General features: G+C 70.3%; 20 protein-coding genes, 1 tRNA gene and 1 rRNA gene. 2 read left to right on the plus strand and 20 right to left on the minus strand.

Annotation, left to right across the window (positions count from 1 at the left end):
* Window positions 1-4: 4 nt before the first annotated feature.
* Window positions 5-574: a class I SAM-dependent methyltransferase gene (locus tag G4X40_RS22470; protein WP_277835865.1), complete on the minus strand. Its 570-nt coding sequence runs from the start codon at window positions 572-574 to the stop codon at window positions 5-7.
* Between the two features lie 126 nt (window positions 575-700).
* On the opposite strand from G4X40_RS22470, the gene G4X40_RS22475 reads away from it, so the two are divergent.
* A complete protein-coding gene (locus G4X40_RS22475; RefSeq protein WP_277835866.1) occupies window positions 701-1048 on the plus strand; it encodes a carboxymuconolactone decarboxylase family protein in 348 nt (115 codons plus the stop codon).
* 178 nt (window positions 1049-1226) lie between these two features.
* Window positions 1227-1949 (plus strand): IclR family transcriptional regulator, encoded by a 723-nt coding sequence (locus G4X40_RS22480; protein WP_277835867.1) that lies wholly within the window; start codon window positions 1227-1229, stop codon window positions 1947-1949.
* Between the two features lie 114 nt (window positions 1950-2063).
* Here G4X40_RS22480 and G4X40_RS22485 read toward each other — a convergent pair.
* The 19 genes from G4X40_RS22485 to rrf form a co-directional block, all read right to left on the minus strand.
* Window positions 2064-2137: transfer RNA gene (locus G4X40_RS22485), tRNA-Pro, on the minus strand.
* Window positions 2138-2216: 79 nt separating this feature from the next.
* Complete coding sequence (gene der, locus G4X40_RS22490; protein ID WP_277835868.1) at window positions 2217-3677, minus strand: ribosome biogenesis GTPase Der; 1461 nt, start codon at window positions 3675-3677, stop codon at window positions 2217-2219.
* A complete protein-coding gene (gene cmk / locus G4X40_RS22495; protein ID WP_277835884.1) occupies window positions 3674-4336 on the minus strand; it encodes a (d)CMP kinase in 663 nt (220 codons plus the stop codon). The genes der and cmk overlap by 4 nt, the downstream gene beginning before the upstream one ends.
* Window positions 4337-4365: 29 nt before the next feature.
* Window positions 4366-5478: a pseudouridine synthase gene (locus tag G4X40_RS22500; RefSeq protein ID WP_277835869.1), complete on the minus strand. Its 1113-nt coding sequence runs from the start codon at window positions 5476-5478 to the stop codon at window positions 4366-4368.
* Window positions 5479-6180: an SMC-Scp complex subunit ScpB gene (gene scpB / locus G4X40_RS22505; RefSeq protein ID WP_277835885.1), complete on the minus strand. Its 702-nt coding sequence runs from the start codon at window positions 6178-6180 to the stop codon at window positions 5479-5481.
* A gap of 5 nt (window positions 6181-6185) precedes the next feature.
* Window positions 6186-7058, minus strand: a complete 873-nt coding sequence (locus G4X40_RS22510) for a segregation and condensation protein A (RefSeq protein ID WP_408642275.1) — start codon at window positions 7056-7058, stop codon at window positions 6186-6188.
* A gap of 2 nt (window positions 7059-7060) precedes the next feature.
* Window positions 7061-7963, minus strand: a complete 903-nt coding sequence (locus tag G4X40_RS22515; protein ID WP_408642277.1) for a ParA family protein — start codon at window positions 7961-7963, stop codon at window positions 7061-7063.
* 179 nt (window positions 7964-8142) lie between these two features.
* Window positions 8143-9066 carry a site-specific tyrosine recombinase XerD gene (locus tag G4X40_RS22520; RefSeq protein WP_277835870.1) on the minus strand — a complete coding sequence of 308 codons (924 nt, stop codon included), beginning with the start codon at window positions 9064-9066 and terminating at the stop codon, window positions 8143-8145.
* 1 nt (window position 9067) lies between these two features.
* The gene (locus G4X40_RS22525) at window positions 9068-9778 is read right to left on the minus strand and encodes an NUDIX domain-containing protein (RefSeq protein ID WP_277835871.1); all 711 of its coding nucleotides are present in this window, start codon (window positions 9776-9778) and stop codon (window positions 9068-9070) included.
* The gene (locus G4X40_RS22530; RefSeq protein ID WP_277835872.1) at window positions 9775-11532 is read right to left on the minus strand and encodes a CTP synthase; all 1758 of its coding nucleotides are present in this window, start codon (window positions 11530-11532) and stop codon (window positions 9775-9777) included. Before G4X40_RS22530 ends, G4X40_RS22525 begins: the two co-directional genes overlap by 4 nt.
* Before the next feature lie 108 nt (window positions 11533-11640).
* The gene (locus tag G4X40_RS22535) at window positions 11641-12576 is read right to left on the minus strand and encodes a copper transporter (protein WP_277835873.1); all 936 of its coding nucleotides are present in this window, start codon (window positions 12574-12576) and stop codon (window positions 11641-11643) included.
* On the minus strand, window positions 12573-13757 hold the full coding sequence (gene steA, locus G4X40_RS22540) for a putative cytokinetic ring protein SteA (protein WP_277835874.1): 1185 nt from the start codon (window positions 13755-13757) through the stop codon (window positions 12573-12575). The genes G4X40_RS22535 and steA overlap by 4 nt, the downstream gene beginning before the upstream one ends.
* Window positions 13758-13888: 131 nt before the next feature.
* Window positions 13889-15664 (minus strand): DNA repair protein RecN, encoded by a 1776-nt coding sequence (gene recN / locus G4X40_RS22545; protein ID WP_277835875.1) that lies wholly within the window; start codon window positions 15662-15664, stop codon window positions 13889-13891.
* 62 nt (window positions 15665-15726) lie between these two features.
* Window positions 15727-16707 carry an NAD kinase gene (locus G4X40_RS22550; RefSeq protein WP_277835876.1) on the minus strand — a complete coding sequence of 327 codons (981 nt, stop codon included), beginning with the start codon at window positions 16705-16707 and terminating at the stop codon, window positions 15727-15729.
* Window positions 16704-17525 carry a TlyA family RNA methyltransferase gene (locus tag G4X40_RS22555; protein ID WP_277835877.1) on the minus strand — a complete coding sequence of 274 codons (822 nt, stop codon included), beginning with the start codon at window positions 17523-17525 and terminating at the stop codon, window positions 16704-16706. Before G4X40_RS22555 ends, G4X40_RS22550 begins: the two co-directional genes overlap by 4 nt.
* Window position 17526: 1 nt before the next feature.
* Window positions 17527-17778, minus strand: a complete 252-nt coding sequence (locus G4X40_RS22560; RefSeq protein ID WP_277835878.1) for a hypothetical protein — start codon at window positions 17776-17778, stop codon at window positions 17527-17529.
* Between the two features lie 75 nt (window positions 17779-17853).
* Complete coding sequence (locus G4X40_RS22565; RefSeq protein WP_277835879.1) at window positions 17854-18837, minus strand: HAD-IIA family hydrolase; 984 nt, start codon at window positions 18835-18837, stop codon at window positions 17854-17856.
* Window positions 18834-19772, minus strand: a complete 939-nt coding sequence (locus G4X40_RS22570) for a hypothetical protein (protein WP_277835880.1) — start codon at window positions 19770-19772, stop codon at window positions 18834-18836. Before G4X40_RS22570 ends, G4X40_RS22565 begins: the two co-directional genes overlap by 4 nt.
* Before the next feature lie 77 nt (window positions 19773-19849).
* Window positions 19850-19963 (minus strand): 5S ribosomal RNA (rrf, locus tag G4X40_RS22575); the annotation flags it as partial.

The following is a 19963-nucleotide window of genomic DNA, read 5'->3' on the forward strand; positions in this document are numbered from 1 at the left end:
CCGGTCACGCCGGCTTGCGCGCCCGGAAGCGGAATCGGCGCGCGTTCGAGTCGACGTGCACGTCCTCATAACCCGCACGCCGCAACCGGTCGGGCAACCTCGCGGGATCCACCGGCACGTACGTGTCACCGATGTGCAGCATCCGCATTCGCAGCGACGCCCGCGAATCCGATCCGGCGAAAACCCCGCCGGGGCGCAGCACTCGGTATGCCTCGCTGAACAGTCGGTCCTGCAGCACAGCGTCGGGAACGTGGTGCAGCATCGTGAAGCACACCGCCGCCGAGTAGGAATCGTCCGGCAGATCCAGCGCCGTGGCGTCCCCGCAGACAACCTCGACCGCCTCACCGTGGATCCGCTGAAGTCGGGCCGCCGAATCCAGGTCGATCTCGACCGCGGTCAGCCGCGGCGCGATGTCGACCAGCACCCGCGTCGTCGCGCCGAACCCCGGGCCGATCTCGAGGACGTGGTCACCGAGCTCGACGTGTTCGAGGGTCCACGGCACGAATTCGCGCTCCGCCGACCGGTTCCAGGACGACGAGCGGCACAACACCCGGTGGGCCAGGTTCATCGGCACGAGCTCGACGCTACGACCGATCGGCCGCCGGTGTCATGGGATCGAGCACGGCAAAACCGAACGGTCGCCGGGCATACGCCGCACAATCGGAGAGAACACGTACCCCGGTCAGAAAGGTGATCAGTCATGCCCGACAACCTGTACCCGGCCGCCACCGCCGCCCTGGGAGCCCGCCGCAGAGAGCTCGCACCCGGAGTCCACGAGGCGTTCGACGCGTTCAGCCGGGCCGTGTTCGCCGAAGGTGCGCTCCCGGAGAAGACCAAACAGCTCATCGCGGTCGCCGTCGCGCACACCACCCAGTGCCCGTACTGCATCGACGGGCACACCAAGCTCGCCCACCGCAAAGGGGCGACCGCCGAGGAGATCATGGAGGCGGTCTGGGTGGCCGCAGAGATGCGCGCGGGCGGCGCGTTCGCGCACTCGACGATCGCCCTGCACGCGCTCGGCGAGGACACACCCCAGTCGGCACCCTAGAGAGCCCGCTGCACGTTCTGCGCGTCGGCGGCCCGGTGACGGCGCCCGCGACCGGACGGTGCATGCTGTGGTGTGTCCCGCGTCACCGGACGCACCCCGCATTCCCGTCAGGAGGCAAGAAGTGGCAGGTGCCGCCGCCGACAGCGATACCCGTTCGGGCCGCCGTGAGGCGCCTTCGATGGCGGAGAGGATGACGTTGATCCTCGACGCCTTCGACAGGCGCTCGACCCGGCTGAACCTGCAGGAGGTCGCCGGCCTGACCCGGCTGCCCCGATCGACGGCGCACCGAATCCTCGAACAGCTGGTGAACCTGCACTGGCTCGACCACACCGCGCTCGGATACACCCTCGGCCGGCGGGCGCTCGGCCTCGGCGGTGACGGTGGACTGCAGAGCGAGATCCGGCGGGCGGCGGCACAGCATCTGCACGAGCTGCAGTTGCGCACCGGGATGGCGGTGCATCTGGCGGTCCCCGAGGGGTCCGAGGAGGTGTATCTCGACAAGATCGGCGACCGGTTCGCCGCGGCGATGGCGTCCCGGGTAGGCGGACGCCAGCCGATCCACTTCACCACCGGCGGTCGCGCGATGCTGGCGATGCTCCAGCCCGAGCATGCCGACGCCCTCGTGCGGGACAACCTCGCCAGCCCCGAGTCCGCCCGCGGGTGGACACTCGACGGCCTGCACCGGGAGCTCGGGCACATCCGGAAGCACCGTGGACTGTCGATCGACCGCACCGGGGTGCTGAGCAAGAACTTCACCAGCGCGGCCATGGCGGTGCGCGGACCGGAGGGTCCGGTCGCCGCGATCAGCGTGTGTCCGCAATCGCGGCAGGCGCCGCTCGAGCGGGTCGCGCCGCTGATCGCCGAGACGGTCCGGCGCACCACCGCAGACCTGTTCGGGTAGACGGACGGGAGGCGGCGGGCCCGGGCTCGCCGCCTCGAGGGCACCGCCTCGAGAACATCGCCTCGAAATAACGAAAGCCCTGGTGAGACTTACCATCTCACCAGGGCTTCACTGTCGGGCTGACAGGATTTGAACCTGCGACCACTTGACCCCCAGTCAAGTGCGCTACCAAGCTGCGCCACAGCCCGCCATCGCCTTGCGGCGACGACAGAACACTACCCCAGCGCGTGCCGCCGGTGCCAATCGCCCTGTCGTCGCCGCATCCGGCTACTTCTTGCGACGGTCCCGCTTCTCCCGCACGCGCACCGAGATCCGCACCGGCGATCCGTCGAAGTTGAACTCCTCACGCAGCTTCCGCTCGAGGAACCGGCGGTACCCGGCCTCCAGGAACCCCGTGGTGAACAGCACGAACGTCGGGGGCCGGGTGCCCGCCTGGGTCGCGAACAGCACCCGCGGCAGCCGGCCACCACGCAGCGGCGGCGGCGTCGCAGCGATGATCTCCTTGAGCCAGTTGTTGAGCCGGCCGGTCGGGATCCGCTTGTCCCACGAGTCGAGCGCGGTCTCCAGCGCCGGCACCAGCTTCTGCACGGCACGACCGGTCTTCGCCGAGATGTTGACCCGCTGCGCCCACGGCACCCGGACCAGATCCCGGTCGATCTCCTTGGCGAGGGTGTACCGGCGGTCCTCGTCGACGAGGTCCCACTTGTTGAACGCCAGCACCAGCGCCCGGCCCGCCTCGGCGACCATCGACAGCACCCGCTGGTCCTGCTCGGTGATCGGCTCGGACGCGTCGATCAGCAGGATCGCGACCTCGGCGGCCTCGATCGCCGACTTGGTGCGCAGCGACGCATAGAACTCGTGCCCGCTGGCTTGGCTGACGCGCTTGCGCAGCCCGGCGGTGTCGACGAACTTCCACACCTTCCCGCCGAGTTCGACGAGCGAGTCCACCGGGTCGACGGTCGTGCCCGCGACGTCGTGCACCACCGAGCGCTCGTCACCGGAGAGCTTGTTGATCAGGCTTGACTTGCCGACGTTCGGCTTCCCGACCAGCGCCACCCGGCGCGGTCCACCGATGGCACTGCCTTCGCGCGGGGTCTGCGGCAGCGCCTCGAGGACCACATCGAGCAGGTCACCGGTGCCGCGGCCGTGGGTGGCGGACACCGTGTGCGGCTCCCCCAGCCCCAGTGACCACAGTGCGGCGGCCTCGGCCTCCAGGCGCTCGTCGTCGACCTTGTTGGCCACCAGGATCACCGGCGCCTTGGACCGGCGCAACACGCGCGCCACCGCCTCATCGGTGGCGGTCGCGCCGACCACCGCGTCGACGACCAGCACGATCGCGTCCGCGGTCGCCATCGCCTGCTCGGCCTGCCGCGCCACCGACTGCTGCAGGCCCTTGGCGTCCGGTTCCCAGCCGCCGGTGTCCTGCACGGTGAATCGCCGGCCCGCCCAGTTGGCGTCGTAGGACACCCGGTCGCGGGTGACGCCCGGGACGTCCTCGACGACCGCCTCTCGCCGACCGATGATCCGGTTCACCAGCGTCGACTTGCCGACGTTGGGCCGGCCGACGACCGCGAGCACCGGAACCGGACCCGCGTCCTCCGCCTCACCGACGCCCTCGACGTCGGCGTACTCCCAGTCCGACTCCTCCGACCAGGTGCCGTCGGCCGAGTAGTCGAACGACTCGGGGCCCGCGCCGTCCGCAGCACCACCGAAGAACTGCTCGCTCACGTTGCCGCTCCCATTCGCTCGTTGACCAATGCCACCAGCACCTCGATCACCTCGTCGAGCCCCAGCTCGCTGGTGTCGACGACGTCCGCGTCCTCGGCGGTCCGCAGCGGCGAGGCCGCGCGGGTCGAATCGAGGTGGTCGCGGCGCTGCACGTCGGCCAGCACGGCCGCGTAGTCGTCCCCGCGCCCCTCGGCGATGTTCTGCAGGTTCCGCCGGTCGGCGCGCGCCTCGGCCGAGGCGGTCAGATAGATCTTCACATCGGCGTCCGGAAGCACCTCGGTTCCGATGTCGCGGCCCTCGACCACGATCCGGTCGGCGCCCGCCGCCAGCGCACGCTGCTGTTCGAGCAGCAGGGTGCGCACCGGCGGCACGGCCGCCACGGCCGAGACCGCGCCGGTCACGGCGGCGCCGCGGATCTCGTGGGCCACGTCCTCACCGGCGAGCAGCACCTGCTCGCCCGACGGGTCCGATCCGATGCTCAGCGGCAGCCCGTCCACCGCCGCGGCGATCGCCGCGGGGTCGGCCAGGTCCGCTCCGGCCCGTAACACCTGCAGGGTCGCGACCCGGTACATCGCACCGGTGTCCAGGTAGCTCGCCCCCAGCGCCTGCGCGAGGCGCCGCGACACGCTCGACTTGCCGGTGCCCGACGGACCGTCCATCGCCACGACCAGTCGACCTGTCACCGGGTTCACAGTCCCACCTGCTCGTAGAGTCCGCCGACCTCGGCGCGGTTGAGCGCGCGCAACGTCCCCGGCCGCTGGTCGCCCAGCGCGACCGGGCCGATGTCGGTGCGCACCAGCCGGATCACCGGGTGCCCGACCGCGTCCAGCAGCCGGCGCACGATGTGCTTGCGGCCCTCGTGCAGCGTCAGCTCGACGAGCGACTTGCCCTCGTTGATGCCGCGCACCGTGAACGAGTCGGCCCGCGCAATCCCGTCCTCGAGCTCGACGCCGGCGCGCAACTGTTTGCCGATGCCACGGGCGACCTCGCCGGCCACCGTCGCCAGATACGTCTTCGACACCTCGTACGACGGGTGCATCAGGCGGTGTGCCAGGTCGCCGTCGTTGGTGAGCAGCAGCAGTCCCTCGGTGTCCGCGTCGAGCCGGCCCACATGGAACAGCCGCTGACCGGCCGCCACCCGCTCGGCCACGATGTCGCCGACACAGGGACGTCCGAGGTCGTCGGACATGGTCGACTGCCAGCCGCGCGGCTTGTTCAGCGCCAGGTGCACGAGCTCGGCGGCGATGACGATGCGGGTACCGTCGACGCGCACGACCGCCGTGTTCGGGTCGATGCGCAGGCCCTGCTCGGTGACGATCGCGCCATCGACCTCGACCCGGCCCTGCGCGATCAGTTCCTCGGCCGCACGCCTGGAGGCGACGCCCGCCTGCGCGAGCACCTTCTGCAGGCGGGTCCCCTCGCCCTTCGGATGGCCGCCGACCGCCCGCGGCTCGAACGACGTCGCGACCGGACCCGAGCCCTGGTGGCGGGCCGGTTTGGCGTTGCTCAGCTTGGTGGGCGCGCTGTGCTGACGCTGCGGCTTGGCATTCTTCTTCGCGGCGTTCTTCTTCGGCGTGGGCTTGCCGCCACCGGTCGGCCTGCCACCGGCGGACTTGCCGTCCACAGGCTTCCCCCGAGTCGGCTTGCCGGCGCCCTTCGCGGTGCCGGCCGCACCCGCGCCGGTCTTGCCGGCGGCGCCGCGGCTCTTGTGCGGTGCGCCCTTCGCGGTCCCGCCCCTGGCGGGAGTTCCCTGACGCTTGTTTCGATCCGGTGTGCCATCACGGCGAGCGGGTCTGTTCACTTACTCGTCCACATCCATGTCGGTTTGTCTGGGGCCGGTACCGATGGCACCGCCGGTGCCACGGGCGGCACCGCCCCGGTTGTTCAGTTTGGCAAATCGTGGCTCGTCCTCGAGGCCCTCGCTGATGTCGTCGATCAGATCGACGTCCGGGAGCAGTGGCGCCAGCGGTGGCAGATCGGCCAGCGAGGCCAACCCGAGCCGTTCGAGGAACATCTCGGTCGTCACGTAGGTCGTCGCGTTGGTCTCCGGATCGGTACCCGCCTCGGCGATCAGTCCCCGGGCCAGCAACGTGCGCATGACGCCGTCCACGTTGACCCCACGCACAGCGCTCACCCGCGCGCGGGTCAACGGTTGACGGTAAGCCACGACCGCCAGGGTTTCCAAAGCCGCGCGGGTCAGCTTCGACCTGGCCCCGTCGAGGAGCAGTCGCTCGACGTACGGCGCGTGCTCGTTGCGGGTGTAGAAGCGCCACCCGTCCGCGGCGTACCGCAGATCGAATCCGCTGCCGCGCTCGTCGAACCCGGAAGCCATGGCGCGCAGCGTGGTTGCGATCGTGCGACGGTCGATGCCGGTGACCGACGCCAGTGTCTCCTCGTCCACCGGGGTGTCGACGACGAGCAGGATCGACTCGAGCACCGCCTCCAACTCGCGTCCGGCGAGGACCGGATCGGCCTCGTCGACGTCGCCGAAGTCGTGGTGCATCTCACTCATCCGTAGTCCTCCGCGGTGATCACCGGCCCCTCCTCGTCGGCGGTCCAGGTGACCAGCAGATCGCCCAGCGGCTCACGCTGCTCGAACAGCACCGAGCGTCCGCGGTAGAGCTCGAGCAGCCCCAGGAAGCGCGCCACGATCTCCACCGCCTGCTCGCACTCGGCCACCAGCTCCCCGAACGTCGCCCATTGTCCGCTCCTCCGCTCCCGCAGCAACTCCAGCACCCGCGCGGCGTGCTCGGGCACCGACACGGTCGGCGCGTGCAGATGGTCCAGACCGACGGTGGGGACCGGGCGGGGGCGGAACGCGGCGGCCGCGATCTCCGCGAACCGCCCCACGTCCACGCCGATCATGACCTCGGGCAGCAGGTTCGCGAAGCGGTCCTCCAGTGCCACCGACCTCGGATACCGGCGCAGCGCCGCCGCCTCCAGCTCACCGAACAGCTCGGCAACCTGCTTGTACGCGCGGTACTGCAGCAGCCGGGCGAACAGCAGGTCGCGAGCCTCGAGCAGCGCGAGGTCCTCGGCGTCTTCCACCTCGCCGGACGGCAGCAGCCGCGCCGCCTTCAGGTCCAGCAAGGTCGCCGCAACCACCAGGAACTCGGTTGTCGTGTCCAGGCCCATCTCGGCGCCGAGTGTCCTGGTGTAGGCGATGAAGTCGTCGGTGACCTGGTGCAGCGCCACCTCGGTCACGTCGAGTTCGCGCTGGCCGATCAGGGTCAGCAGCAGGTCGAAGGGACCCTCGAAGTTGTGCAGCCGAACCCGGAAGCCCCCCTCGGCGGCGCCGGTGGGCGGCGATCCCGGAGCTGCTTCGGCCGTCCCGACCGCCTCGACGGTGCCGGTCGAGGCGGCACCCTCGGTACTCGTCACTGTCAGCGGCCGGTCCTGGAGACGACCTCGCACGCGAGCGCCCGGTAGGCCAGCGCACCGCCGGACTTCGGCGCCCACGAGGTGATCGGCTCACCGGCCACGCTGGTCTCGGGGAACCGGACCGTGCGGGAGATCACCGTGTCGTAGACCAGGTCGCCGAACACCTCCACCACGCGGGCCATCACCTCGCGCGAGTGGAGGGTGCGGGCGTCGAACATGGTCACCAGGATGCCCGCAAGGGTCAGCTTGGGGTTGAGCCGGTCGCGCACCTTGTCGACGGTGTCGTTGAGCAGCGCCAGCCCACGCAGGCTGAAATACTCACACTCCATCGGGATGAGCACCTCGTCCGCGCAGGCCAACGCGTTCACGGTGAGCAGACCGAGCGACGGCTGACAGTCGACCAGCACGTAGTCGTACTGGTCGAGCACCGGATACAGCACGCGGGCCAGCGCCTGCTCCCGTCCGACCTCGCTGACCAGTTGGATCTCCGCGGCGGACAGGTCGATGTTGCTCGGCAGCAGGTCCAGGCCCTCGACGCGGGTGTGCATGAGGACGTCGTCGACCGACACCTTCGGTTCGACGAGCAGGTTGTACACGGTCTGGTCGAGGTCGTGGTGGGCGACACCGAGGCCGGCCGACAGCGCCCCTTGCGGATCGAGGTCGACGAGCAGCACCCGGCGGCCGTACTCGGCCAGCGCCGCACCGAGGTTGATCGTCGACGTCGTCTTTCCGACCCCGCCCTTCTGATTGCACATGGCGACGACCAGCGCGGGACCGTGCGTCGACACCGGGCGCGGCTCGGGGATGTCCCGCCTCGGCCGGCCGGTGGGGCCGAGCTCCGCGGGGTCGGGCGCGGGCTGTTCGTCACCGGCTCCGGACTCCGCCGGACGCGGCGCCAGGGTCAGCGCGTGGTCGGAACCGGTGTGCTCCGCCGACCCGAACGCAGACGGCTGCGGTGTCGTCACAGTGCGTGCTCCCCTCCGCTTGTCAGAACCCTGCGAGCTTATTTCGCGTTGCAGCCTAATGGCCAGTGCCCCGCATCCGTGGCGCGTCGAGGATCACCGCCGCCGATCACCGGCGCCGCTCACCGGGCCCGCGGGTGGGCCCCGGCCCACACCTCGCGCAACGCACCGACGGTGACCAGCGTGTACACCTGGGTCGTCGTCACCGAGGCATGCCCGAGCAGTTCCTGCACCACCCGCACATCCGCGCCGCCGTCGAGCAGGTGCGTGGCGAAGGAGTGCCGCAGCGTGTGCGGTGACACCGCCCCGACGACCCCGGCGCGCTCGGCTGCGCCGTGCAGCACCTGCCAGGCGCTTTGCCGGGACAACCGGCCGCCGCGGCTGTTCACGAACACCGCCGGCGTGCCGCGGGTGAGCAGGCCAGGGCGCCCACGCACCACGTACGCGTCCAACGCGGCCAGCGCGGGGCGCCCGACCGGCACCATCCGGTCCTTGCCGCCCTTGCCCCGCAGCAACACCGATCGGGTCTCGGCGTCGACGTCGTCGATGTCGAGCCCGACGGCCTCGGAGATCCGCGCACCGGTGGAATAGAGCACCTCGAGCAGTGCCCGATTCCGCAGCGACAGCGGCGTCGCGGTCTCGCCGTCGCCACCGGCCGCCTCGAGCAGCGCGAGCACCTGGTCGACGGGCAACGACTTCGGCAGGCGCCGGCCGGGTTGCGGCGGCTTGACGTCCCGGGCGACGTCGACCACGGTGAACCCCTCGGCAGCGGCGAAGCGGTGCAGGCCCCGGGCCGCGATCAGCGCCCGCGCCGCCGAGCTGGGCGCCAACCCCGGCGAATCGTGGTCCGGATCCCCGCGGCGCAACGCCACGACGAAGTCCGCGACGTCCCGCTCGGTGACACCCGACAGGTCGTCGACCCCCCGCTCCGCCAGGTGGTGCCGGTAGCGCTCCAGGTCCCGCCGATACGAGCTGAGCGTGTTGCGAGCAGCCCCGCGCTCGACCGTCAGATGGTCGAGATAGGCGCGGATCTGATCGGCGAGCACGTCACCGACCCGGCCGAGCGGTCTCGGCCTCGGACTCAGCCCCGTCGCCGGCGGCACGCACCTTGCGTTCGGCGAACGCACGCGAGGCGAATGTCCAGGGCGCGTCGGCCGGCCGCGGTCGCGCCCGACCGGCCCGCACCGCGGCCAGCGCGAGGATCCCGGCGGCCGCCGAGGCATTGACGACCTCTCCGTCGAACACCATCTGCACGGCGCGGTCCAGCTCGACCTGCACGATCTCCAGGTCCGCCTCCTCGTGCTCGGGCTCGGGCCGCTCCACGTCGCTCAGCCCCTCGGCGAGGAAGACCCGGACCACCTCGTCTGTGAAGCCCGGCGAGGCGGCGAGGTCGACCAGCGCCGACCACCGCACCGCCGCCAGGCCCGTCTCCTCGGCCAGCTCACGGCGGGCGGCCACCACCGGGTCCTCCCCGGCGATGTCCAGTAACCCGGCAGGCAGCTCCCACAACCGCTGCCCCAGCGGGTGTCGGTACTGCCGGACCATGGTCAGCCGGTCCCGCTCGTCCACTGCCGCGACGACCACCGCACCGAAGTGCTCGACGACCTCCCGGCGTGCCGACGCCCCGCCGGGCATGCGCACCTCGTCCACCCGCAGCGCCACGATCGCCCCGTCGTACACGGTCTCCGAGCCCAGCACGTCGAAGCGGTGCCGGTCGGCGGGACCCCCGGTGGGGTCGTCGTGAGCGCCGAGGGTCACTGCTGCGCCGCGACTACCGTGTCCGGCGACTCGTCGCCGTCGGTGTCCAGGTCGTCCTCGGTCTGACCCGGGATGTCGACCGGCAGCCGCTCGGCGGCCTTGTACGCCAGCGCCGCCTTGATCAGCGCGGCGAACAGCGGGTGCGGACGGGTCGGGCGACTCTTGAGCTCGGGGTGGGCCTGGGTCGCGACGAAGAACGGATGCACGTCGGCGGGGTATTCGACGAACTCGACCAGCCGGCCGTCCGGCGAGGTGCCGGAGAACCGCAGCCCGCTCTTCGCGATGCGGTCGCGGTAGGCGTTGTTGACCTCGAAGCGGTGCCGGTGCCGCTCGGAGACCTCCTCGCTGCCGTAGGCGGCCGCCACCACGGAACCCTTGTCCAGCACGGCCGGATACGCACCGAGGCGCATGGTTCCGCCGAGATCGGCCTCACCTGCCACGGCCCGCTCCTGGTCGGCCATCGTCGAGATCACCGGGTGGGTGGTCTCCGGGTCGAACTCGCTCGAGTTGGCGTCCGCCAGCCCGACCGACCGTGCAGCCTCGATCACCACGCACTGCAGGCCCAGACACAGCCCCAGCAGCGGCAGCATGCGCGTGCGCGCGTACTCGATCGCGCCGAGCTTGCCCTCGATGCCCCGGATGCCGAACCCGCCCGGGATCATCACGGCGTCGACGTCGGACAGAGCGGCCTGCGCGCCCGCAGGCGTCCCGCACTCGTCCGACGGCACCCACACGATCTCGACCTTCGCCCGGTGCGCGAACCCGCCGGCCCGCAGCGCCTCGGTGACCGACAGGTACGCGTCCGGCAGGTCGACATACTTGCCGACCAGCGCGATGCGCACGCTCTCCCGGGGCTCGTGGACGCGCTTGAGCAGGTCGCCCCACACCGTCCAGTCGACGTCGCGGAACGGCAGGCCCAGCTTGCGCACCACGTAGGCGTCGAGACGCTCACGGTGCAGCACCTTCGGGATGTCGTAGATCGACGGGGCGTCCGGGGTCGAGATGACGCCCTCGACGTCGACGTCGCACATCAGCGCGATCTTGCTCTTGAGTGCATCCGGCACGTCCCGGTCGGCGCGCAGGATCAGTGCATCGGGCTGGATGCCGATGTTGCGCAGCGCCGCCACCGAGTGCTGGGTGGGTTTGGTCTTCAGCTCGCCGGACGGGGCCAGGTACGGCACCAGCGACACGTGCAGGAAGAAGACGTTGTCGCGTCCGACGTCGTGCCGGATCTGCCGCGCGGCCTCGAGGAACGGCTGCGACTCGATGTCACCGACGGTGCCGCCGATCTCGGTGATCACCACGTCGGGCACCTGGCCCTGCGGGTCGGCACCGGTCATCGCGAGGATGCGGTTCTTGATCTCGTCGGTGATGTGCGGGATCACCTGCACGGTGTCGCCGAGGTACTCGCCGCGGCGCTCCTTGGCGATCACCGTGGAGTACACCTGGCCGGTGGTCACGTTCGCCGAGCCGGGCAGGTCGCGGTCGAGGAACCGCTCATAGTGGCCGACGTCCAGGTCGGTCTCGGCCCCGTCCTCGGTCACGAAGACCTCGCCGTGCTGGAACGGGTTCATGGTCCCGGGGTCGACGTTCAGGTAAGGGTCGAGCTTCTGCATGGTCACGCGCAGACCGCGCGCCGTCAGCAGCTGGCCGAGGCTGGATGCCGTCAGACCCTTACCGAGCGAAGAGGCGACGCCCCCGGTGACGAAGATGTGCTTGGTGGCGGTACGCGCATGCTGGCGTGACAGTGGCAACGAAGCTCCCGTGATGACTGACGCAGGTGGAGTATGGGCGTGTCGACCCACGGGTCTTCACGGTAACACCACTCGGGTTGTGACACCTCATGACGCGCCGAAACGCGGTCAGCTGCCGACCGTCACCGCCTCCGCGCCGACACCGGTGCCGTACTTGCCCGCCTTGTTGTCGAGTTGCTGCTGCAACGCCAGTACCGTCGTGATCTGGCCCGAACTGTGGTCGACGTCGTCGACGGTGCTGACCTTGCTCGAGATCGCCGCATCCGAGCGCGCCATCGCGACTGCGGCATTGCCGTCGGCCGACCCGGTGGCCCCCGCCAGAACCGTGCCCCCGCCGCGGCCATCGAGGCCGGCGGCGAAGCGCGCCACCGTCGCACCGGTGTTGCCGTCGCCGCCCTTCGCCGCCCCCCCGGTGATCACGAGGGCCAGTTGGGCGGGCTTGACGGCGCCGTCGTCGTAGGCGATGAACCCACCCGAGCGCAGCGTCTGCATCGCGAGGTCGCGCTCCTGCGGAGTGCTCTGCGTCTGGTTGTTCTGCGGGTTGAGTAGCAGCACCGACCCCAGCAGATCGCCGGCGAGGCTGCCCGGATCCACCGCAGCGGTGCTGAGTTGGACACCCGCGGGGATGACGTTGGCGATGGTGCTGCGCAGCTTGTCCGCCCCGGTGAGGCTGACGAACGAGTCCGTCAATCCGACCCGACCCGCCACGGAACCGCCGGCCGCCTCGATCGTCTTCGCCACCGCATCGACGTCCGGTCGCCGGGCGTCCGGCGCGGTGAAGATCACCACGCTGTGCTGCGCGAGCGCGTCGTGAACCACTCGGCCGGAGATCGCAGAATCAAAGATGTCCGCCGAATTCAGTTGCTGCTGTTGGTTGTTCACCTGCCCCTGCAGCGCGTGAACCTGATCCTGCAGTTCCGACTTGTCCGAGCTCAGCCCGGACAGCAGACCGTTGGACAGGGTGCTCGAGCCGAGGACCACGCCGACCGCCAACGCGAGAAAGACCGCGGCCAACGAGATCACATGATGACGCAAAGAGATCACTTGAACAGTCCCTGCACCCAGAGCGCGAAGCGGTTCCACTCGTCGACGAGCCAGTTGATGACGGTGTGGTCACTGTTGGTGACCACGACCGCGACCGCCACGGCGACCAGCGCGGCCAGCACGAGCAGCGCGATGGCGGCACCGGAGACCCGACTGCGGTACAGCGTCGCGACCGCCTTGCCGTCGACGAGCTTCTGCCCCACCTTCATCCGGGTCAGGAAGGCAGACGGGTTCGAGTCCCGACGACCGCGGTCGAAGAAGTCGTCGAGGGACGCCGAGGCACCGACGGTCACGATCAGCGAGGCGCCGTGGTGGTCGGCCAACAGCAGCGCGAGGTCGGCCGGCGCACCCGATGCGGGGAACGTCATCGCGCCGATGCCGAGATCCTGGATGCGTTCGAGCCCCGCGGCATGCCCGTCCTGATCCGCCGGAAGTACTACCTGCGCACCGGATTTGAGCGCCTCGGTGGAGATCCCCTCCGGATCGCCGACGATCAGGTCAGGTCGGTACCCGGCCTTCACCAACGCATCCGCGCCACGATTGACGCCGATCAGGATCGGCGAGTACTCCTTGATGAACGGCTTGAGGTTCTTCAGATCCGTCACGTGATCGGTGCCGTCGGCGACCACGATGACGTGACGGTTCTCCATGTTCACGTCGACGTCCGGCACGCCGACGCCGTCGATCAGCAGCGGACTCTCGCTGCGGATGAACTCGATGGTGTTGCCGGAGAAGGCCTCGAGATGATCGACGAGCCCGGTCTTGGCCTCGATCATCAGGTCCGAGATCTCCTCCTCGGACAGCTCGGTCCCCTTGGCCAGACGCCGGTCGCCGGCGTAGACGCCGCCGTCGTTGAGCCGGACCTTGGCCCCGTCCTTGATCTTCTTGAAGCCCTCGGCACCGATCGCATCGATGATGGTGATGCCGGCGGCGGCCAGTACCTCCGGACCGAGGTTCGGGTATCGCCCGGAGATCGAGGGCGACGCGTTGACCACCGCCAGGATCTCCGCTTCGACGAGAGCGTCGGCGGTGACCCTGTCGAGGTCCAGTTCGTCCAGCACCACGATGTCTCCGGGGCCGACGCGACGCAACAGCTTTGCGGTGTTGCGATCGACTCTGGCGATTCCGGTGATACCGGGCAGCGACTCGGTGGTTCGCGACAGCAAGGCGGGCATCTTCATGTCCTCGATGATCACCCGACCGGTGCGCGGACCTGTGGAGGCGCGCCGAGGTGTCCCACCTCTGCCGCTTCCCCGCAGCGCCGCCATGTGCTATCGAGCGCGCCGCGACGTCGGGCAGGCCGGCGGCGGCCTTACTCGGCGCGCGCCGACGCCGCAGCGGCGAGCAACTCCTCCGCATGGGCGCGACCGGTTTCGGTGTCGTCGAGGCCCGCGAGCATCCGCGCCAACTCGACCACCCGCTCGTCGTCCCCCAATGCGCGGACTCCGCTCTGGATCAGGCCCCCACGATCGTCGACCTTGTCGACGACCAGATGCGTGTCAGCGAAGGCCGCAACTTGCGGCAGGTGGGTGACCACGATGACCTGGTGGGTGCGTGAGAGCTTGGCCAGCCGACGGCCGATCTCGACCGCGGCCCGGCCGCCCACCCCTGCGTCCACCTCGTCGAAAACCATCGTCGTGCCGCCGCCCTGCGCGGCCAGCACGACCTCGAGGGCGAGCATCACCCGGGACAGTTCGCCGCCCGAGGCCGTCTTGCCGATCGGCAGCGCGTCCGCGGTGGGGTGGGCGCCGAGCCGGAACTCGACGGTGTCGACGCCGTGCGGACCCGCGTGCAGGATGCGCCCGTCCACGACGAGGTCTGCATCGTCCCCTGGCGACGCCTCGACGACGGAGACCTCGACCTCGAGCCGAGCCTTGCCCATCGCCAGACCGGACAGTTCCGCGGTGACCGCCTTGGCCAGCTTCGTGGCAGCCTTGCATCGCGCCGTGCTGAGTTTCACGGCCGCGAGTGCGACCTTTGCGCTCAGCTCGCCGACCCGGGCCTCGAGTTCGGCCAGCGCGTCGGCCGAGACGTCGATCTTCGCCAGCCGCTCGCGCGCCTCCGCGGCCCAGGCGAGCACACCGTCGACGTCCGCCGCGTACTTGCGGGTCAGCGCCTTGAGTTCGGCCTGCCGGGTGAGGAGGCCCTCGAGCGCATCGGTGTCAGTCGGCAGGCCGGCGAGATAGCTGCCCAGATCCCCCGAGATGTCGGCGGCCAACGCGAGCAACTCATCGAGCCGCGGCACCATCTCGCGCAGCGCCCCGTCGTCGGCGGAGTCCAGCCGTGCCCGCGCCGCCGACACCAACTCCAGCGCACCCGTCGACTCGGCGGACTCGGAGTCGTACTCGGAGCCTCCCGCCAGCGCGACGTGCGCCTCCAGCGCAGCCGACCTCAGCGAGTCCAGGTCGCTCAGTCGGCGCACGTCCGCCGCGATCGTCTCGTCCTCGCCCGGTTGCGGGTCGACCGCATCGATCTCGCCGAGGCCGAACGTCAGTCGATCCGCCTCCTGGGCGAGCTCGCGCGAGCGGCTGGTGCGCTCCTCGAGCTCGCGCCGGGTGCCCATCCACTCGGCCCGGACCTTGCGGTATCGATCCAGCAACGGCCCGACCGTGTCGTCGCCGAACCGGTCGAGCGCCGCACGCTGCTCGCCGGGCTTGAGCAGCCGGAGCTGATCGTTCTGACCGTGCACCGTCAACAGTGGCGAGGTCAGCTGCGTGAGCGTGCCCACCGGCACGCTGCGTCCGCCGAGGTGCGCCCGAGAGCGGCCGTCCTTGCCGACGGTGCGCACAGCGATGATGCTGCCGTCGTCGTCGACCTCCGCGCCGCAGGAGTCGGTGACCTCGGCGATCTCCTCGAGGACCGGGCCAGGCGCGCCGTCGGTGCTGAACCGCCCTTCGACGACCGCCCGCGGTGAGTCGGTGCGCACCCGGGACGCGTCCGCGCGTCCACCCGCCAGCAGGTGCAGACTCGTCACCACCATGGTCTTGCCCGCGCCGGTCTCACCTGTCAGCGCGGTGAAGCCCGGGTGCAGATCCGCAGACGCCTCGGAAATGACGCCGAGTCCGGTAATTCGTATCTCAGCCAGCACGGGACGAGCCTAACCGCACCACCCGACAAGTTAGAACACATGTGCGCACATGCGTGTCGCGGTCAGTGCCGGGTGCCGCGCCACCCCTGCACGGGCAACTGGAACTTGCGGACCAGGCGGTCCGCGAACGGCGCGGAGTCCAGCCGGATCCATTTGACCGGCCGGCGCCCGCGGACCACCTCCACCCGGCCCCCGGCCGGGACCTCGATCGTGCGGCGCCCGTCGCAGTAGACGACCGCGCCGTGACCGGCCGGGTCGACGTCGACCGCCACGACCGAGTACGGGCTGATCACCATGGGCCGCGCGAACAGTGCGTGAGCATTGCTCGGCACGACGAGGATCGCCTCGAGTTCGGGCCAGACCACCGGGCCCCCCGCCGAGAACGCGTAGGCCGTCGAACCGGTCGGCGTCGAGACCAGCATGCCGTCGCAGCCGTAGGCGGACACCGGCCGTCCGTCCAGTTCCACGAGCAGTTCGAGGACGCCCAGTCGTGGGCCGTTCTCGATACTCATCTCGTTGAGCGCCCAGCCCCGGCCCAGGATCTGACCATCGGTTCGGACGCTCACGTCGAGCGTCATCCGGTGTTCGACCCGATACTCGCGGCGCACCACCTGCGCCAGCGCCTCGTCCAGGTGCTCCGCCTCGGCCTCGGCGAGGAAACCGATGCGGCCGAGGTTGATACCGAGCACCGGCACATCCGCTGACCGCGCCAGTTCTGCCGCCCGCAGGAACGTGCCGTCGCCGCCGAGGACGACGACCATCTCGCAGCCCACGGCCGCGTCGGGACCGTTGGCGACCATGGTCACCGCGACATCCTGGGCGTGCAGTGCCTCGGGAGTGATCGGAGCGGTCAGGTCCACCCGGTCGTCATCCGGGTCGTCGGTACGCGCGAGTTGGGCTCCGGTGTCCTCGTCGGCGAGTACCCGGACACCGATGCCGCCGTCGCCAAGGATCGCGGCGACGCGTGCGGCGGTATCCGCGATGTTCTCGCGTCCGGTGTGCGCGACCAACAGTATCTCGCGACCGGCTGCCGTGGCACTCACTGCGGTCCCTCCCGAACGGCGCGGATCACCATGTCCTCCAGCGATTCCTGCGGACGCGGGGCATCGGTGGACGTCCGCAGCCAGAGAAAGTACTCGACGTTGCCCGACGGACCGGGCAGCGGGCTGGCGACGACCCCGGCCGTCCACATGCCGAGGCGCTCCGCCTCCAGCGCGACGGCATGCACGGCCTCCGCACGCAGCCCCGGATCCCGCACGACCCCGCCCGCACCGACACGGTCCTTCCCGACCTCGAACTGAGGCTTGACCATGGGGAGCAGGTCCGTGTCCGGTCCGGCACAGTTCGCCAGGGCGGGCAGCACCAGTTCCAACGAGATGAACGACAGGTCGCCGACCACGAGTTCGACGGTGCCGCCGATGGTCTCGGCGTCGATGGACCGGACGTTGGTCCGGTCATGCACCTGCACACGCGGATCGGATTGCAGTCGCCAGATCAGCTGCCCGTAACCGACATCCACCGCGACGACCTCGCGGGCGCCCTTGCTGAGCAGCACATCGGTGAAACCACCGGTTGAGGCACCGGCGTCGAGACACCGACGGCCGGATACGACGAGTCCGCCCGGCGTGAACGCCTCGAGCGCACCCAACAGCTTGTGCGCACCCCGCGACGCCCAGTTGACCTCGTTCTGCTCGGCCACCACGTTCAGCGGGGCGCCCGATTCGATCGCCGTCGCCGGCTTCGCGATGACCGTTCCGGCGCTCTTGACGCGGCCGGCGTTGATCAGCTCGACCGCGTGCTCGCGGGAGCGTGCCAGTCCTCGTCGCACCAGTTCGGCGTCGGCACGTGCGCGGCGCGCCACCTCAGGCCTTGTCCACGGTCGACAGTCCCGCCACCAGCACGTCGTGTGCCTGCTCGAGCAGCCCTGCCATCCGGCCGAGCATCGGCTCCCCGGCTGCGTGCCCGTCCTCAGCTGAGACGGACCGGTCTTCATCGTCCGGCGCTCCGAAGCTGCCGAGCCGATCGACCAGTTCGAGCAGCTCGTCGACATCGGCGTGGATCTGCTGCGGATCCGCCGTGCGTGGCGGTCCGGGAAGCGGCATGGAACTGTTCATCGCCGCCAACGCTAGTCGATCCCGACGTCGGATGGGACTCGTGGCCGGGCACAGATCGCCGCGTACACCACCGGGTCACCGCCAGCCCGTCACCATGCGGTGCGCAGCCTCGCCGCGCGGCACCAGCCGCACCAGATCTCCGATCCGCCACGCGGTGTCCGCCACCGCACGGAGACCGTCGAGGACATCGGCCGCATCCGCGCATGCCTCGACGATGACGTCGTCGCCGTCGGATTCGACGTGCCACGCCGGCCGCGGTCCGATCCTCAACTCCGCCGGCGACTGATGCAACGCGCGCAGATCCGCGCCGATGTAGGTCGGCCGTCGGTGGGCCGGGGCATTGATGACATCCCAGGCGGTCGATACACCGGTGAGCACCAGCAGGCTGTCCGCACCGAGCGCATGCGCGGCCTCGATGTCGGTGTCCAGGCGGTCGCCGACCACCAGCGGTCGACGGCCGCCACTGCGGCGAACGGCGTCGTCCATGATCGGTCGCGCGGGCTTGCCGGCGATGTGCGGTTCGCGCCCGGTGGCCGCCCGCAACGCAGCGACGATGGCACCGTTCCCCGGCAGCAGGCCGCGTTCGGTCGGCAACGTGGTGTCCACGTTCGACGCCACCCACACCGCGCCCGCACGGATCGCCAGTGCCGCCTCGGCCAGCATCTCCCAGTTGACGTCTTTGGTCAGCCCCTGCACGACCGCGACGGGCGCATCGGCGAACCGGCGCACCGGCTCGAGTCCGACCAGGCGTATCTCCTCCGCGAGGGCCTCGGTGCCCACGACCAACACCACGGAACCGGGGTCGACCATCTCCGCGACCAGTCGCGCGGCCGACTGTGCACTGGTCACAACCGCATCGACGGGCGCGTGGAAACCGAGATCGATCAGGTGGTCCGCCACGGTCGCGGGGGTCCGGCTCGCGTTGTTGGTGACGAAGTACTGCCGCGCAGACACATCCGAGAGCGCTTGCCGCGCACCGGGAATCGCCGCATCACCGCGGTAGACGGTGCCGTCGAGGTCGAGGAACAGGACGTCGTACGACTCCCCCAGCGCCGTCATCGATCGGACTCCGAGAGCTCGGCAACCCTTTCTTCGGCATCAGTGTCACCGTCGAGGTCCGCCGCCGCAGCGTTGAGGAACCACGTCAGGGCGTCCTTCTTGCGACCCGCCGCGACGAGCGCATCGGCGTACGCATAGAACAGGCGAGCAGCCGCCGCTCCCGTGCGCGCCGGATCCAGTTCAGGCGTCTGCAGGGTGACGACGGCCGCATCGTTCTGACCCAAGTCCATCCGTGCGCCGGCAACCACGATGCGCAGTTCCGTCGCATCGTCGCCCGACAGGGCACGCGCCTCATCGCTGCGACCCAGTTCGATGGCCCGCTCCGGCCTGCCCATTCCTCGTTCGCAGTCGGCCATGACCGCCAGCAGTCCGGGACCGCCCGCCATGCGCCGCGCGGCGCGCAGCTCCGACAGCGCCTCGGCCCATTCGCCGGCGTGGTAAGCCGTGATGCCCGCGGCCTCGCGGACTACCGCGATGCGGCCTGCCCGCCCACGCGCGGCCCGCGCGTGGGCGAGTGCCAGCTGCGGATCCTCGTCGACCAGTTGTCCGGCCATCACCAGGTGTCTCGCGACCGCAGTCGCGTTCGATTTGTCCAGGCTGAGCAGATCGCGGCGGATCTCAGGGTCCAGGTCGCTCGCCTGGATTTCCTCGGGAATCTCCGGCTCGTCCGGTCGACCCGGCCGCCTGCCGCCGGCCGACCCGTCGAACCGGCCCTCGCCGCCGCGACGGTTTCCGTCCCGGCGATCGGAACGGTCGTCTCGGCGATCCCCACGGTTGAATCCGCCGTGGCGCGATTCGCCGCCCTGACGAGAGTCGCTCCGGCGCGGTTGCCCGCGGCGCTCGGCGCCATCGGATCGACCGCGTCCACCGCCCGCTCGCTCACCCGCGTCACCCGAACGCCGATGCGGACGCCTCTCGCCCTGGCTCTCCGCCACTGCCGTTCCTTCCGATGAATTTGCCTGGAAACGCACGAAAGGGGACCCGTGGTGGGGTCCCCTTTCGTGGAATGTGTGTTCGGCGGTGTCCTACTCTCCCACACCCTGTCGAGTGCAGTACCATCGGCGCTGGAGGGCTTAGCTTCCGGGTTCGGGATGGGTCCGGGCGTTTCCCGCTCCGCTATGGCCGC

The sequence above is a fragment of the Speluncibacter jeojiensis genome (genome assembly GCF_029589495.1).
In the GTDB taxonomy this organism is placed as follows: domain Bacteria; phylum Actinomycetota; class Actinomycetes; order Mycobacteriales; family Mycobacteriaceae; genus Speluncibacter; species Speluncibacter jeojiensis.

Coding starts and splice junctions, on each gene's coding strand:
- G4X40_RS22475 (WP_277835866.1), top strand. CDS start 701: ATGCCCGACAACCTGTACCCGGCCGCCACCGCCGCCCTGGGAGCCCGC.
- G4X40_RS22480 (WP_277835867.1), top strand. CDS start 1,227: ATGGCGGAGAGGATGACGTTGATCCTCGACGCCTTCGACAGGCGCTCG.
- cmk (WP_277835884.1), bottom strand. CDS start 4,336: ATGGACGGTCCGTCGGGCACCGGCAAGTCGAGCGTGTCGCGGCGCCTC.
- scpB (WP_277835885.1), bottom strand. CDS start 6,180: ATGCACCACGACTTCGGCGACGTCGACGAGGCCGATCCGGTCCTCGCC.
- steA (WP_277835874.1), bottom strand. CDS start 13,757: ATGAAGATGCCCGCCTTGCTGTCGCGAACCACCGAGTCGCTGCCCGGT.
- G4X40_RS22560 (WP_277835878.1), bottom strand. CDS start 17,778: ATGAACAGTTCCATGCCGCTTCCCGGACCGCCACGCACGGCGGATCCG.
- G4X40_RS22565 (WP_277835879.1), bottom strand. CDS start 18,837: ATGACGGCGCTGGGGGAGTCGTACGACGTCCTGTTCCTCGACCTCGAC.